This is a genomic window from Paenibacillus sp. HGF5, from assembly GCF_000204455.1.
GTDB lineage: Bacteria > Bacillota > Bacilli > Paenibacillales > Paenibacillaceae > Paenibacillus_AQ > Paenibacillus_AQ lautus_A.
Map to the genome: position 1 here is coordinate 1 of NZ_AEXS01000091.1, position 15,613 is coordinate 15,613.

The 15,613-nt window shown below is 48.4% G+C and carries 15 protein-coding genes and 1 pseudogene; 4 read left to right on the forward strand and 12 right to left on the reverse strand.

Features of this window, described 5'->3' with window-relative positions; all coding sequences use genetic code 11:
- Both HMPREF9412_RS14670 and HMPREF9412_RS14675 read right to left on the reverse strand, forming a co-directional pair.
- Positions 1-466: pseudogene (locus HMPREF9412_RS14670) on the reverse strand (chromosome condensation regulator); the annotation flags it as partial.
- A gap of 66 nt (positions 467-532) precedes the next feature.
- Positions 533-1,219, reverse strand: a complete 687-nt coding sequence (locus HMPREF9412_RS14675; RefSeq protein WP_009592393.1) for a DUF6273 domain-containing protein — start codon at positions 1,217-1,219, stop codon at positions 533-535.
- 157 nt (positions 1,220-1,376) lie between these two features.
- Here HMPREF9412_RS14675 and HMPREF9412_RS14680 point away from each other — a divergent pair, with 157 nt between their 5' ends.
- On the forward strand, positions 1,377-2,078 hold the full coding sequence (locus HMPREF9412_RS14680) for a MerR family DNA-binding transcriptional regulator (protein ID WP_009592399.1): 702 nt from the start codon (positions 1,377-1,379) through the stop codon (positions 2,076-2,078).
- A gap of 120 nt (positions 2,079-2,198) precedes the next feature.
- On the opposite strand, the gene HMPREF9412_RS14685 is transcribed toward HMPREF9412_RS14680, so the two are convergent.
- The 4 genes from HMPREF9412_RS14685 to HMPREF9412_RS14700 form a co-directional block, all read right to left on the reverse strand.
- Positions 2,199-2,948, reverse strand: a complete 750-nt coding sequence (locus HMPREF9412_RS14685; protein ID WP_009592402.1) for an ABC transporter permease — start codon at positions 2,946-2,948, stop codon at positions 2,199-2,201.
- Positions 2,949-3,710 carry an ABC transporter ATP-binding protein gene (locus HMPREF9412_RS14690; RefSeq protein WP_009592403.1) on the reverse strand — a complete coding sequence of 254 codons (762 nt, stop codon included), beginning with the start codon at positions 3,708-3,710 and terminating at the stop codon, positions 2,949-2,951.
- 210 nt (positions 3,711-3,920) lie between these two features.
- Positions 3,921-4,262, reverse strand: coding sequence for a DUF1048 domain-containing protein (locus HMPREF9412_RS14695; protein ID WP_009592398.1), 342 nt, complete (start codon positions 4,260-4,262; stop codon positions 3,921-3,923).
- A gap of 69 nt (positions 4,263-4,331) precedes the next feature.
- A complete protein-coding gene (locus HMPREF9412_RS14700) occupies positions 4,332-4,652 on the reverse strand; it encodes a PadR family transcriptional regulator (protein ID WP_009592394.1) in 321 nt (106 codons plus the stop codon).
- Positions 4,653-5,055: 403 nt separating this feature from the next.
- Between HMPREF9412_RS14700 and HMPREF9412_RS14705 the strand changes: the two genes are divergently transcribed.
- A complete protein-coding gene (locus tag HMPREF9412_RS14705; RefSeq protein ID WP_009592397.1) occupies positions 5,056-5,919 on the forward strand; it encodes a helix-turn-helix domain-containing protein in 864 nt (287 codons plus the stop codon).
- Between the two features lie 101 nt (positions 5,920-6,020).
- Here the strand turns inward: HMPREF9412_RS14705 and HMPREF9412_RS14710 are convergent, their stop codons facing one another.
- Entirely contained in the window at positions 6,021-7,454 is a 1,434-nt protein-coding gene (locus tag HMPREF9412_RS14710) for a family 43 glycosylhydrolase (RefSeq protein WP_009592404.1), read from the reverse strand.
- A 267-nt stretch (positions 7,455-7,721) separates the two neighbouring features.
- Here HMPREF9412_RS14710 and HMPREF9412_RS14715 point away from each other — a divergent pair, with 267 nt between their 5' ends.
- Positions 7,722-10,874, forward strand: a complete 3,153-nt coding sequence (locus tag HMPREF9412_RS14715; protein WP_009592391.1) for a hybrid sensor histidine kinase/response regulator — start codon at positions 7,722-7,724, stop codon at positions 10,872-10,874.
- Positions 10,875-10,988: 114 nt separating this feature from the next.
- Here HMPREF9412_RS14715 and HMPREF9412_RS14720 read toward each other — a convergent pair whose 3' ends face one another.
- Positions 10,989-11,894, reverse strand: a complete 906-nt coding sequence (locus HMPREF9412_RS14720) for a LysR family transcriptional regulator (protein ID WP_009592401.1) — start codon at positions 11,892-11,894, stop codon at positions 10,989-10,991.
- A gap of 143 nt (positions 11,895-12,037) precedes the next feature.
- Between HMPREF9412_RS14720 and HMPREF9412_RS14725 the strand changes: the two genes are divergently transcribed.
- Entirely contained in the window at positions 12,038-13,057 is a 1,020-nt protein-coding gene (locus HMPREF9412_RS14725; protein WP_009592392.1) for an alpha/beta fold hydrolase, read from the forward strand.
- 100 nt (positions 13,058-13,157) lie between these two features.
- On the opposite strand, the gene HMPREF9412_RS14730 is transcribed toward HMPREF9412_RS14725, so the two are convergent.
- From HMPREF9412_RS14730 to HMPREF9412_RS14745, 4 genes are all read right to left on the reverse strand, one after another.
- Complete coding sequence (locus HMPREF9412_RS14730; RefSeq protein WP_009592395.1) at positions 13,158-13,688, reverse strand: GNAT family N-acetyltransferase; 531 nt, start codon at positions 13,686-13,688, stop codon at positions 13,158-13,160.
- 80 nt (positions 13,689-13,768) lie between these two features.
- Positions 13,769-14,557, reverse strand: coding sequence for a nucleotidyltransferase domain-containing protein (locus tag HMPREF9412_RS14735; RefSeq protein WP_009592400.1), 789 nt, complete (start codon positions 14,555-14,557; stop codon positions 13,769-13,771).
- A gap of 179 nt (positions 14,558-14,736) precedes the next feature.
- Complete coding sequence (gene rpsN / locus HMPREF9412_RS14740) at positions 14,737-15,006, reverse strand: 30S ribosomal protein S14 (protein ID WP_036672318.1); 270 nt, start codon at positions 15,004-15,006, stop codon at positions 14,737-14,739.
- A gap of 30 nt (positions 15,007-15,036) precedes the next feature.
- A partial coding sequence (locus HMPREF9412_RS14745) for a metal ABC transporter solute-binding protein, Zn/Mn family (protein WP_009592405.1) occupies positions 15,037-15,613 on the reverse strand: 577 nt, incomplete at its 5' end.

Genomic DNA, 15,613 nt, shown 5'->3' on the forward strand with positions numbered 1-15,613 from the left:
TTTTTAGACCGACCGTATGCCAGTCACCTGCGGCGATCGCCGCTACGTCAAGCCAGCCGCCTACACTGCATTGACCTTCATTAATTCGTCCCGCAGCCACCACTGCGCCGTCCGATTGAAGACCGACGGTGCGGCGCCAGCCCGCCGCAACCGCAACCATATCGCGCCACCCGCTGACATCGCATTGATTATGCTTATTCCAACCCACAGCCGCCACCGTACCGTCCGATCTAAGACCGATGGTATGAGCATTCCCCGTGTTCGTTGCCATGTGAACATTCCCGGCCGCGACCGCTACGATATCGCGCCAGCTGCTGACATCGCATTGGCCGTAATGATTATCTCCTGCGGCCGTGACCGTGCCGTCCGATTGAAGAGCCACGGAATGGCGTCGACCCGCCGCTAGGGTATGTTTGGGCCAACGTTTTACTTCGAAAGCCGCTTCTGCCTGGGAAGTGTAATCCATGTCTTACCTCCTCGAAAAGTATGAGTTCCGATATTTCTTCCGGAAAGTCCTCCTATTCCATCTCGATTATGATAGATCCAAATTTAATGCAGGGCGTACGCCATAACCGTCTATACTGTTATTTCCGTAGCTGCGAGCGCTGCAGCCTGTCCCTACAAAATACGCACGTGACGGCTTGTTTCCTTGCGTTCGCAGCCACCACCAGGAGCAGCCGGCTTCTTTGCCGTCTATGAAGACATAGTTGTCTTTGTTCGTTTTATCATATACATATAAGCTGCATCCATCGGGCTTTTTCGCTTTGGCATAATCGGTTCCGACAGCGCGTCTCCAATCCTTGCCGTGAGTCTCAGATACATCGTTTATTTCGGCAACGCTGAGCAGAAAAACCTTGTCCTCCGTATCCGGGCAGCCCTTTCCATTGTCCGTGCAATGCGTCGTCTTGATGAGTTCTTTCTCCGAAGCATTGAATGCGACGTTATAGAATTCATGATTCAGCCACTCGTGCAAGTCGCAGTCCTGCCACGATATATCCATGCAATCACGCCACGTCAGATCCGCACTCTTGCCGTGATACCTCTTGCAGTCCAAAATATACTCGCTCAATACCAACAGCTCGCTTCCTGAGTTTTGAAGAACACGCCAAGTAATCGCCCGTTCTTTGCCGTCCACGGACTGCGGATACGTGCCGAACGTAATGAATTCGCCGGGCTGTAGGTTACGATAGGATGCTAAAGCATAATCCCCTTTCTCCATGACGCCTTTACCTCCTCGATTTTTGTTCCTGCTTCGATCATATAACATTCATGCAAGATTTCGCTTGATATACCGGGAATCCTTGTGTGGAGGCTCTTTGTCTCTTATAATATTGTTGCCATACTTTAGAGTTTGACTTTAAGGAAGGTGCCCGCAAATGGACAGAACCTTTACTCCGAAAGAGATGGCCAAGAAACTTAATGTCAGCACCACTACCTTGAGAAGATATGAAAATCTCGGCCTGGTGCCTGACGTACCTCGGACTTCAAGCAACAGAAGATATTACACGCCGCTCCATGATCAAGCATTCCTTGCTTTACGATCCTTGGTTCAAGGATTCGATCTGCCTATCGCCTACGAGGTCATGAGTTTATTAAAGAAGGGGCATGTTGAACAAGCACTTTGGATGATCAATGTGCAACAGTACAACATTCAGGTAGAGAAGCAACGAGTCGAGGAGATTATGGGGCTCATCCATCAAACGGATTTCTCCAAGTATAGAAATATTCAGGTCACGGATGAAATGAAAATCGGGGAGGTCGCCATGATTGCTGGCGTTAACCCCTCCGCTATTCGACATTGGGAAAAGGAGGGGCTTATTCGCGCTAAGCGAAACGCGGAAAACGGATATCGAGTCTTTACGTCTCAGGAATTAAAAAAGATTATTGTGCTAAGCAGTTTAAGGAAAACCGTCTTTTTCATTGAAAGCATGAAACAGCTGCTTGAAGCTTTAGAGACACATGATCTAACTACGATTGAACGCTCCTTCAAAGTGGCTCTTCAGAAGCTGAATGAGCAACTGGAAAAGCAAATGAATGGCATATCCGAAATGATGAGATACATACAATTTTTCAAGTAAAACGTATATTCTTCAAACGAAAAAAAGCCGCATTTCATGCGGCTTTTAAAGTATCCATAGCCATTCTGTTCGATGAAAGATGTTACGTGTTCTCCGATCACTTGAGGAGGCTCGGTGTACTTATCCTAACTGGCGCTTAAAGGCTTTATTGGCGAAAAAGTAAGCGATGACCATGATGCCGACGCACCAGGCAAGCGCGATCCAGATATCGTTGCCGACAGATCCTTCATGCAAGAGGGCACGAATCGCATTCACGATGGAAGTCACGGGCTGGTTCTCAGCGAACGCACGGACAATTTTAGGCATGGTTTCGGTAGGGACAAAGGCCGAACTGATAAACGGCAAGAATATCAGCGGGTACGAGAAGGCCGTCGCCCCTTCCATCGTCTTTGCTGTCAAGCCGGGAATGACCGCCAGCCATGTCAGCGCCAGCGTAAACAACCCGAGTATCCCTGTTACCGCGAGCCAATCCAGGATATTAGCGCCGGAACGGAAACCCATCAATAGAGCGACGAGGAAAACCACCACGACCGTTAGCGCATTGGAAACAAGCGATGTCAACACATGAGCCCACAATACCGACGAGCGCTTGATCGGCATGGTAATGAAACGCGCCATCAGCCCGCTCTTTACATCTCCGAACAGCCGGAAGGCAGTATAAGAGACGCCGGATGCGATAGCCATCAGCAAGATTCCCGGCAATAAATAATTGACGTAGTTGGCCGTGCCAGTCTCTATGGCGCCGCCAAATACGTAGACAAACAACAGCATCATCATTATCGGCGTAATCGCCACCGTGATAATCGTATCCGGGCTTCTCATGATGTTGCGCATTAAACGCCCCAATAATACCCCTGTTTTGCTTTTCATTTACATTTCCTCCTTTTTGCCGATGATTGCGAGGAAAATTTCCTCCAATGTCGGCTGCTTCTCGATATACTCTACTTTTGCCGGTGGGAACATCTCTTTGAGTTCGGCAAGGGTGCCGGTCGTAATGATTTTTCCGCCATGCAGGATGGCGATACGGTCCGCCAGTTGTTCGGCTTCCTCCAGGTACTGGGTCGTCAGCAAGATGGTTGTGCCGCTGCCGGCAAGCTCCTTGACGGTATTCCAGACTTCAATCCGTGCTTCAGGGTCAAGTCCTGTGGTCGGTTCGTCAAGAAAAATGACGGCTGGACTCCCGATCAGGCTCATGGCGATGTCAAGCCGGCGCTTCATCCCGCCGGAATATTGGTCCGCCCGGCGGCCCGCCGCATCGGTCAGGCTGAATTTTGCAAGCAGATTGTCGGCGACTTGTGCAGGATTGGAAACTCCCCTGAGCTTGGCGATCATCATCAGGTTTTCCCTTCCTGTGTTCATGCCGTCAATAGCTGCAAACTGCCCAGTCAGGCTGATGCTCTGGCGAACATGATCCGGTTGACGCTGGACGTCAGAGCCGCAAATACTCGCTGCGCCGCCATCGGGCTTCATCAGCGTCGAGAGGATGTTGACCGTCGTCGTCTTACCGGCTCCATTGGAGCCCAGCAGCGCGAAAATTTCGCCGCGTCGCACTTCAAAATCCACCCCTTTTAAGACTTCCTTGTCTTTAAAAGATTTTTTTAACCCTTTTACAGAAATCGCCGCATTGCTCATATTTTTTTCCTCCTTATAATTAGCCCGATTAGGCCGCGCTTGAAAATTCCGAAAATTACGGTTAAGTGCCTTGAGTGCTACATTAACGCAACTAGTTAGTCTGACTGATAATCTGTATCACTTACTACTGGGCTAAAAATATAACTGAATAGCGAAGGTGGCAATTCACACGTGTAACCAGCTAATCAGTCGGTATTATTGTAATGAATTTTATTTCTTACCCAATCGTTTCATGATGCTCTGATTCAAATCTTCACGATACTTCGCGACATAGGTTTTAGCGTTAGCAACCAGCTCGTCGGCAAAGGATGCCACGTCATCCCCAGTGATCTCCAGCACTGGTCTGCCTTCCGCCGCACCGGCTTCGAACAATTCGATTAATTCATACTGCATATGCAGCATATCCATCCCGTTGCCTGAGGAGAAATTCCACATGTAATTTTGAATCTTCTTAAATACATACTGGTAGTCTTCCGGCAGGGCTTCAACGCGTGCCATCATCATCTTGTACTCTTTTTTATCGCCGATCATTTTTTTGAATATTTCCATCATGTTATTGTTCCTCCTTTTTTATAAAGCCAAACCCGACACTCCATTTATCGGACGGAATATCTTATGAAGCTACGTCGACTTCAAGACGTTGATTTTTGATGATACAAAATCCCACTTTTCCCAAAACAACTCAAGTTCCTGGCGGCCCGCTTCATTAAGCGTGTAAAACTTGCGGGGCGGTCCCATGTCTGACGGTTTTTTTTCGATGTTCACCAGTTTCTTCTTCTCTAATCGCACGAGAATGGTGTAGACCGTCCCTTCCACGACTTCGGTAAATCCAAGATCGTTCAATCGGCGGGTAATCTCATAGCCATAGGTTTCATGGCGGCTGATGATTTCAAGCACGCAGCCTTCCAGCGAACCCTTCAGCATTTCAGTTAAATTTTCCATGTTTCAAAACCTCCTCTTTTTCGTCCCTCCTCTATTTAGTCTGACCAATATTCAGTACAACATAGTACTAAGGGATGTTTTACCTAACAGCTTTTATAAATCGAACTATTTAGTATTACTTACTACAGGTACATTGTATTACAGAGTAGATGGAGTGTCAACTGTTTTACTAAAATTATTCTCCACATTCCGCGGCTCGGTAATTAGTGTGACATATTACCGGTATATCGTAACACAAAGTAGCTGGTTTATCAACTTGATTGGCTTTTTCCTTGTAAAGCAGGATCAACCTGACGCTTCCCCAATTATTCACACTAGTCCTCCAACCTTGATTTTAAATACTTTAAATAGCATGATAAGGACAATCAGGTCACTGCAAGCCATGCTTTTGGAGGGAGTCCGAATGAGAAGGTTTCATTTGAATTGGTTTACGAACGATGAGCAATTTAAGTTCTTTATTCAATACGGCCGACATGAGGAGGATATGTATGTGCATCGCCATGCCGATTTCTCCGAACTCGTTATCGTTTTGCACGGGAATGCCACCCATATCGTCAACACAGAGGAATCGTTTATTAAGAAAGGGGACGTCTTTGTCATTAACGGCACAACTTCCCATGGATATAAGGACCCGCATGAGTTTCGGATTTGCAACATCATGTATAGGCCCGAGATGCTGGAATCGGCAGGTCCTGAGTTCAAAAGATCGAACGGGTATCAGGCGCTTTTCGTTCTTGAACCGTATTACCGCAGTATCAACCATGCCTTGAGCAAGATGATCCTGCCGATCTCAAGTCTGGATTACGTATCCTCCGTTGTTGACTTCATGATTGAGGAATACGCGAACAAGCTGCAGGGCTACCAGACCATCCTGCGGTCGCGATTTATGGAGCTCGTCGTCCAGCTGTCACGGCAGTATGAAAAGCAAGAGCGTCAAGGAGCCCAAAGTCATTTGATGCATTTGGCCAAAGCCATTTCCTTTATGGAGGATCACTATTTGCAGCCCATTTCCCGTGACGAAATTGCGGCCAAATCCAATATATCCGTCAGGCATTTGAATCGGATATTCCAATCCTATTACCAGACAACGCCTTTCGCCTATCTCCTGCAGCTCCGCTTGGAGCATGCATGCAGGCTGTTAAAGACGACTAACCTGCCGATATCGGACATTTCTTATCAGAGCGGATTCAATGACAGCAATTATTTTACCCGTCAGTTCTCGAAGATCTTTGGGCAGTCTCCAAGAACATACCGAACAAATAGGTAAAGTGCTTCCCACGCGCGGCATACAGGTTCTTTCTCCACACGCGCCGCCTCGCCAATGGAAGAAGCGACGCACCTATGGATTAAAGGCACGTCGCTTCATATTTACAGCTTCTGATAGATAAAGTTTCTAAACGTAACCTCGCCGGAACCTTTCGCCCAAAGAGCGATTCGCAATGCAAGAAATCCGCCCAATGTGTTATGATGCCAGCCTGAGGTTTCGAATGAATGCTCAAATTTATTCCATACCGATCCATCCGCACTGTAATAGAAGACGACTTCATGCTCGTTATTTTCAAGACGAACGATGACACGCTGATGCGGAAAAGGCTTCGATGGCGTCTCCCAGCCGCGAATAATCCCATACAGCCCCTCTTGGGATATGCCGAATCCGCTATACGTCGATCCATTGTAGAACAATAATAACTGGGCTTCCGATTCTTCGGAGAGCTCAATCTCCACCTGCGCCGCATAAGAATGGTCTTCCGGCATCATAACCAGGGGCGCCGCCTCGGGAGCAGCTTGGATCGTTATCGCTTGCTTCTGCAGAGTATATTGAATATCATTGCTGGATTGATACCAGCTCCACGGATACCCCAGCCCGCCGGACGCTTCTTGAAATTCACCGTAAGTCATGCCATGCGGAACGGCATCTCCCGGCGGTTTTGGAATAGGCTCATCTGTCTTGCAATGAAGCGGGACGCGGAACCATCCGTCCTCCGTCCATTCCAGCGGTTCGAGCAGCGTTTGCCTGCCGAGTGTGTAGTATCCTTTTTCGTACGCATGATAAACGATCCACCAGCCGCCGTCCGGGGTGTCAACCAAGGAACCGTGCCCTTTGGAGCACCATCGTTCATTCCGGCTTTGCGTTCGGATAATCGGATTGTGGGGGGAGTGTTCATATGGCCCCCATGGCTCCTTGGATCGCGCAGAAGCGACCATATGGCTGGTCGAAGGCCCCGAGGTACCTCCTTGCGCCACGGTAAGATAGAAATATCCGTTATGAAACGTTAGCTTGGGAGACTCCATAAAGTTTCCTTCCACGACCCATTCCTTCGGAAACGCCCAGCCGTCGTACACTTTGCGCGGAGTGCCCACAGCCGACAAACCGTTCTCAGCCAGTTCTACCATATAACCATCGCTATAAAACAAATACCGGTTTCCATTGGAATCCGCGACATGTCCCGGGTCAATTCCTTGCACCCCCACCTTTTGCGGATCGCTCCAAGGTCCGTGTGGATGCATCGCCGTCAGCACCATGATCTCTTCATTGATGGGAGCATAGATATAAAACCGGTCTTTGTAGTACGTCAAATCAGGCGCCCAAATATCGCCGGCATAATCGGTTAACGCTTTGGCGATGGGTTCCCAGTTCACCAAGTCTTCAGAGTGCCAAATCAATAATCCCGGCGCAAACTTAAAGCTGGAGTGCGTCATATAATAATCGTTTCCGACTCTGACCACGCTAGGATCCGCATAATCACCGGCCAAAATCGGGTTTCTATAAGTGCCGTTCCCCAAATCTCCTCTTGCTTGCATGATCAAACTCCTCACATTCCATGATGTTATGAACTGTCCAATCTACAATTATAAGGAGATCGAAATGACCGGACCTTGATTATTCTGTCATGGATTAGCATGATTGAGACATTGCTAACCGCGAGAGCTCTTCCGAGTTCATTCACACCAATCATTTTCGGCAAAGGATATAAGTCCAAGTCCTTATCAACCTAACATATAGTGCTGTACGGCTATCCTATTTTTGCGTATATTGAAAGGTAAGACTTTTAAAAAGGAACGTGAACGGTGACAACCATACCCGCTAAGAACCACAAACGATTTCAAATTATCAAAATACTCCCGCATTTTGCGGCATTTGTCGTTTTTTTGAGCATGCTGCTGGGGATCCGTTGGCTCTGGCTTGAAACCTATGCCCCTCCTGCAGATCAACCGAAAGTCTCCAATGGCATACTCGATTTGAGAGGCTGGGATCTGTTGGGCTCAAAATCCATCAACTTGGACGGAGAGTGGCAGTTCTACGCCGACATCTTGGCTAAAGAGCAGGAAATGGAGCCTTCTCATGAGTTTTCCTACGTAAATGTACCTGGGGACTGGAATAATGATCGTACGAATAAGGCAAACACTTCGTTTGGCAGCGGAACGTACCGGCTTCGCATATTGCTGGATCGCCCGCTTTCGGCCCCTATTTCGTTCTGGATCCAGGAGATTCAATCCGCGGCTACCGTGGACATCAACGGCGAAACGGTAGCTTCCATGGGAAGGACGGGCGAGCCCGGCCAAGCCTCCTATCTGCCGAACCGTACCTCTTTCGTTGTCGATTATGTTCCCGACCGGGATGCTCGCGAGCTCGATCTGATCATACGCGTGGCGAATTATGAGCATCCTTACCTAGGCGGAATCGCAAAGCCGATCAAGCTGGGATCGCACCAGGCAATCCAGGATGAGCACGGCGTTTCCGTTGATCTTCAGCTGATTATGTTTGTCGTCCTGATGCTGCACGGACTGTACGCCTTCATTCTATACATATTCAATCCGCGGGAAAGGTCGCTGCTCGATTTTTTCCTGCTGCTAGTATCGGCCGCTTTAACCGTCGTAACATCCCACGACAGTCTCCTGTTGAAATGGGTGCCTTTAAACTATGAATGGGAGGTCAAAGCAACCTTTCTCTCCTATTCGTGGCTGTCGTATTTCATATGGAAGCTGAGCCGCACCTTTACCGACCGGAAACGTAACGTGTGGTTTATCACATTCAGCACGCTTCTGGCTCTATATACGGTCGTGGTCTTTGCCGCTCCTGCGTCTTGGGTTCACTGGCTCGTAGAATACCGGGTGTTCGGCGCCTTTTACCTGCTGCCGATGCTGCTGTCGCTGTTCCTGTTTACCCGAATGGTCTTTAACAGCCAGGATGATTCCATATTCCTGCTGCTGTCGGCCAGCGGCGTGCTGGCAAGCGCCCTATGGGGGGCGCTTAATAAATATTGGGAGCTCCCAGCCGTGTATTATCCGGTGGACGTGCTCGCGGCCATCATCGGATTTTCGGCCTATTGGTTTAAGCGATACTTCCGCAACCTTCATCAAATCAGCAAACTCAACGATAAGTTGAAGCACGCGGATCAAATGAAGGACCGGTTCTTGGCCAACACGTCTCACGAGCTGCGCACGCCGCTGCACGGAATCTTGAATATCGCCATAAGCCTTGCTGAACGGGAGAAAGAAACCCTCGGCAAACAGAGCAGCGAGGATTTGAACCTGTTGATTACGGTCAGCCGTCGGATGTCGCATTTATTAAATGATCTGCTGGATGCCGTCCGTCTTCAGGAGAAGCAAATTCAGCTGCAGCCGAGCCGGGTTTCCCTGGTTTCCGTCGTGAACGGGGTATTCGATATCGTAAAATTTATGACGGACGGCGCGCCTGTTCAGTTCAAGATGAATATCCCCGAAACCCTTCCTGCCGTACAGGCGGATGAAAAACGACTCGTTCAAATTTTGCTCAATCTGATTCACAACGCCATCAAATACACGGAGAAGGGCTCCGTTACCGTCTCCGCCTCTACCAAGGGCAGTAAAATGACGATCACGGTAACGGATACCGGGATCGGGATGGACCCTCAAACGCTAAACCGTATTTTTCTTCCGTACGAACAGGGGAATCAAGGGTTAAATGACGCGAAGGGGATCGGCCTAGGGCTTAGCATCAGCAAGGAGCTCGTTGAGCTGCATGACGGCCAGCTGACGGTCGAATCGGAATTAGGGAAAGGAACGACTTTTGCATTCACACTCCCGCTTGCGGACACAAACGCAGAGTATTCTGCTTCGCAGCAGGTTCCCGTACCCGTTGTAGACACAGCTGTATACAATGAAATCGCGGCCAGCTGGGACGTCGCAACAGAAGGTACCCCTATGCAGGTACCAACGAAGTTATGGTCGAAAGAGCATCCCGTCCGTATCTTGGCCGTGGATGACGATCCTGTAAACCTGCGCATCCTTGCCGGCATTCTTTCGGCAGAGCCGTACAACCTGAATGTCGTTGCCTCGGCTGCCGAAGCGCTTGAGCTTCTCGGCTCGCAGCCGTGGGATCTCCTCATAGCGGATGTCATGATGCCGGAGATGTCCGGCTACGAGCTCACCCGCACCGTAAGGGAGCGCTTTAACGCCTCGGAGCTGCCCGTACTGCTGCTGACGGCTCGAGGCGAATCGGCCGATGTGTATGCCGGCTTCCAATCCGGCGCAAATGATTATGTGACGAAGCCGGTTGATCCTGTAGAATTGAGATACCGCATCCATTCCCTGATCACGCTGAAGCATACGGTGGATGATCGTCTGCGCATGGAAGCAGCCTATTTGCAGGCACAGATCCACCCTCACTTTTTGTTCAACACCTTGAATTCGATTATGGCGCTTAGCGAATTGGACATCGATCGCATGCGAAGCCTTGGCGAGGCTTTCAGCTCCTATCTGCAGATCAGCTTCCATTATCGGAATCAGGATCGGCTGGTATCGCTGCAGCAGGAGCTTGAGCTTATCCAAGCCTATTTATACGTAGAGAAGGAACGGTACGGGGAACGCCTGAACGTAATCTGGGAAGTTGATTGGGATCTCAACGTCCTCATCCCGCCGCTGGCGATCCAGCCATTATTGGAGAATGCGGTTCGGCACGGCATTATGAAGAGGGCCAGTGGCGGCACGATACGGATCAGAATTGCGATGCAAGAGGACATTATCGTCGTTGAAGTGACGGATAACGGGCTTGGGATGGAACCCGACCAGGTTGCCCAACTCCTGAATGCACCCGACCATCGAACAGGCGGCATCGGTCTCTACAACACGAATCGTCGTCTGCTCCAAACCTTTGGCAGCGGGCTGGTCATCAAGAGCACGATGAATCAAGGCACTACGGTTTCTTTTCAAATTCCGGTGCAGCTCCCATTACATTCTTAATTAAAAGAAATCCCAACTCAACATGTTGGGATTTTTTTGTAATAAAGTGGGTGAGTACAATTAAAGGTGAAGAGTGGCTCCTTACCGGCGCAGAGGACATTCCTCACCTTTTTCCTATGACCTATTATCCTCCTCTGAAGCAAGAAGTTCCCTTGCCGCTTCTATGAACGACATCATGATGGGTGAAAGCCACTTGTCCTTATGCCACAGCATTTGTGTATACACGTGCAAATCCGGAATTTGCCATGGAAGGGCAACCAGTTCGCCTCGTTCAACTTCGGCTTCCGCTACGATTTCAGGAAGAAAGGCAATGCCGATTCCCGAAATGGCACATTGTTTAATGGCTTCGGCACTTTGAAACTCTAAATACGTAATACTGTCAATGCCCTCTTTTTCAAAGGATCGGTCAAACATGGTTCGATAGGGACAACCCTTTTCATTCGTCAAGAACACTTCTTCGTGAAAATCTTCGAGCCGCAGCACAGTCCGTTTTGCGAGCGGGTGGTCTGGAGCGGCGAATAAGCGGAACGTTTCTTCCAGCAAGGGTTCCACGGCAAGTCCGCTTGAGCGAATGGGTTCGTCCAGGATAAAGACGACGTCCGCGCTTCCTTCAAAGAGTGTTTGTTTGAGCTCTTGATTGGGAACGGAGCGGAAGATGAGACGCACGCCCGGATGGCGCGAACGAAATAACTGAAACACAGCCGGAAGCCGATAGGCGCAAATCACCTCATTGGCACTTATCGTTAGGGTGCCGCTTAGAACTTCGTTGTCATGAACGACGGTTTTAGCTTCTTCCAATTGGTCAAGAACACTCTGGACATGTGTTAAAAAGCGTTTACCCGCCGTTGTGAGTACGAGCTGCTTGCCCAAACGGTCAAACAGGCGAACCCCCAGCTCATCCTCCAATGCCTTCATTTGCATCGTGACGTTGGAAGGGACGTAGCTCAGCACTTCCGCAGCACGACTGAAATTTAATGTGGACGCCACCGTGCGGAACGTAATCAGTTGGCGTAATTCCATATACGATGCCCCTTTTACTTTCAATTTTATTGAATACTGTTTTGAATTCTATTCACTTTTATTGAGAGTACCATGACCCTATACTGAGTACAAGAACGACAATCTAAATATATGGATTCATTTTGAAGGGAGCAAACGATAGGATGGATTATGAAATTTTTGATTTGGGTGACGTAACCTTGCAATCCGGAGTGACGTTACCGGATGCTTTTCTTGCTTATAAGACATATGGACGATTAAATGAGAAGAAAGATAATGTCATCGTCTATCCAACTGCTTTTGGAGACCAGCATATACAGAATGAATGGTTGATTGGAGACGGAATGGCATTGGATCCGCGAGAATATTTCATCATCGTTCCAAACCTGTTGGGTAACGGATTATCTTCCTCCCCCAGCAACACGCCTCCCCCATTCGACCGGGCTCAATTTCCGCATGTAACCATCTATGATAACGTTAAATTTCAGCATCGGCTGGTGACCGAAAAATTCGGCATTCACAAGATCGCTCTTGTCGTTGGGTGGTCCATGGGAGGCATTCAAGCATTCCAATGGGGTGCAAGTTATCCCGACATGGTGGAGCGAATCGCCCCTTTTGCCGGCGTTGCCAAGACTTGGCCCCAAACATACGTGGTCCTGGAAGGAATGAAAGCTCCGCTCATGGCTGCAGTCGGCTTCGATTCGAGCAAACTAAACAAGTTGACTACAGAAGACATGCGCGCCGTCGGTCGCGTCTATGCTGGGTGGGGCGTATCGCAGGCGTTTTATAGGGAGGAACTTTATCGTGAGATGGGTTTTGACTCTTTGGCAGATTTTATGGCGGGCGTCTGGGAAGACAGCTTTATGAAGATGGATCCGCACAATGTCCTGGCCATGTTATGGACAGGTCAACATGCAGACATAAGTGCGAACCCCTCCTATGACGGAGATTTCGATAAAGCGCTCAAAAGCATTTCGGCGCATGCCTGCATCATGCCGGGTAGCACGGATCTCTTCTGCCCGGCGGACGACAATGAATACGAGGCTAATCTTATACCTCATGCTCTATTTAAGCCCATTGAGTCGATCTGGGGTCATTTTGCCGGACGCGGAATCAACAGCGCCGATAATCAATTTATAGATGATAACTTAAAACGCTTGTTAGCGCTTCGTACTAACGAATAGAACATCAATAGCTGAGGTCACCAGAGCTTGCTGGTCGACCTCTTTTTATCCAGCGCCCTGGAGTCCGGATATGATGGGTAAAATCCTCAATGCATAAAGTCTATGAGAATATCCAAAATCGTCTTACAACGTTCCCATTCTCCTCCACATACTCCGACTCAAACTGACCACCATTCTTCAGAATCGTTTTTTCCGATGCCAAATTTCCTTTATCGCAAACCAGCAGCACTTTGTTTAGTCCCATATCTCTCGTGATTTCAAGGGTTAATGCTAAGAGTACGGATGCATAGCCCATTCTTCTTTCCGACGGACGTATTCCGTAACCGATATGCCCGCCGCTATTCAAGAGTTTTTCATTAAGTCTGTGTCTAATATTGACTGCACCCATTACTTTTTTTGAATTACTGTCGATAAGCCAGTACGTAGAATGAGGGACAAAGCTCTTGTTCTGTAACTTCTCCTCTGTATCTTCCGCATATAAAAATTCGATCATGGAATCAAAATCAGAAGGATCTTTCCTCACTACCCACGGGGTAATATCCTGTTCATCCGACATCCAATCTTCGTAAAAAGACAGATACTCCCTCTTATATGCAGCTGAAGGTTTCACCAACTCAACGGAGTTCGACATTACACCATATCCCATCTGTTAAATTTTATATATAGTACTCCTAGTAAAATGAATTTACCTTTATTGTCGTCCGACCTTTTTTATTGAGATTTGGCTGAATAGACATGGTCAAGAAACTTGATAGAGATACGTTCTGCTTCCGTTTTGGTTACAATTTCCGATGCCTGGCGTAAGCTTTGGTACAACGCTATCGTATTCTTTAAAGCCTGGTAGCAGCTATCAAAGTTGTGGAGGGAAATCGTTCCTTTCAGCTCCTCTAATTCCTGGACACCGTATTTCTCTAATTTTCGAACCCCTCGCGGTTGCTGGCCGTTACGCATGAGAATGAGCGGCCCCAAGACGGCGCTTCGCATAAATGTTAAAAGATCTATTACTTCAAACCATTCGCCTCTCCCTAATTTAGTTGCACCGTAATGAACCCATACCCAAAAGCGGTCTTCAATCCATTGCGGATCAGGGTTAGGAAAAGACATCGTCGTTTTGTTCAGTATCGTTGTAATGTCAGAACCTCTCTCCCATAGAATTCTCGGATCTTCGATTCGAGATTCGAGTTCTTGCGGGTGTACAAATTTGAGGTCGACATGAAGCGGATCGGGGCCGTATAGGCAAATAACCAAACGAGGCTCACCAACATGCTCCCCCGTGAATGCCGACAGCAGGTTACCCAGCCCTTCAGCAATTTGAAGCCGTTGTTCCATGATCTCACTTCGGAATTCATTACGATAAACCACAATTAAATCTAAATCACTGTACTCATCCATCGCGCCGTACACCATAGAACCGCCTGCGAGCAAACCAGCAAATCGTTGATCTTGGCGAAAATACGCTATTGCCTGTTCAATGAATCGTTCATGTACGGGTAACCTCATACAAAACACTCCTTAAATGATGACCCATAAAATGGGTATTATTAAAAAGTAACATTGAAGCAATACGCGTGTCAATCAAATGAAATCCAAGCTGCGAATATATGAAAAAAGCCGCAGTTTATGCGGCTTATCCATGTTTATCTGTTTTTGTCGTCCAACAATAGCAGTTGACAAGGTAGTTACCAGCTGGACTTCGTTATACCAGGAATTTGCCCCTTATGGGCCAACTCCCGAAAAACAATGCGAGAAACGCCAAATTTACTGATATAACCTCTTGACCTGCCGCTGACCGCGCAGCGATGATGAAGCCTGGTCGCGGAGGAGTCGCGGGGCAGTTTTTGGAGAGCTCCGTAGTCCCTCTTCTCTTTCAGTTCCTTACGCCTCTGCGCGTATTTAGCAACCATCTGTTGTCTTTTCAGTTCTTTCAAGACTTTCGATTTTTTCGCCACTTGGAACACACCTCCCTTTCCTATTCGCGATTATTCATTCAATGCCTTTGTTAAAGCGTCGAGGTTTTGACGCATAATGGCAATGTAATCAAGGTTATCCGCGATATCTTCCTCGGTTAATCCTTCGATTGGATTAAGTACGGAAGTCGAAGCGCCGATCTCAGAGGCTATCGTCTCTGCAACGTTTGACGACACAAGCGTTTCAAAGAATATCGTTTTTACATTGTGCTCCTTGGCAAATTCGATCACTTCAGCCATTTGAGCAGCCGAGGGCTCTTGGTCCGGGGATAAGCCTGCAATCGGCACTTGAGTCAAACCGTATTCTCTGGCTAGATACCCGAACGCAGCATGCTGCGTAATGAAGTCTTTTCGTTTGGCATTTTTCAGTCCGTCTCGAAACTCCTTGTCCAATGCCTCCAGTTTACTAACATAAGCATCTGCATTTGCTTTGAATGCCTCTTGATGTTCCGGAGCTGCTTCGGCCAAACCTGCCTCGATGTTGCGCACTTGTTTGACAGCCATGGCCGGCGAGAGCCATACATGCGGATCCAGTCCACCGTGGTCATGGTGATGCCCCTCTTCCTCTTGATCATGGGCATGCTCATCA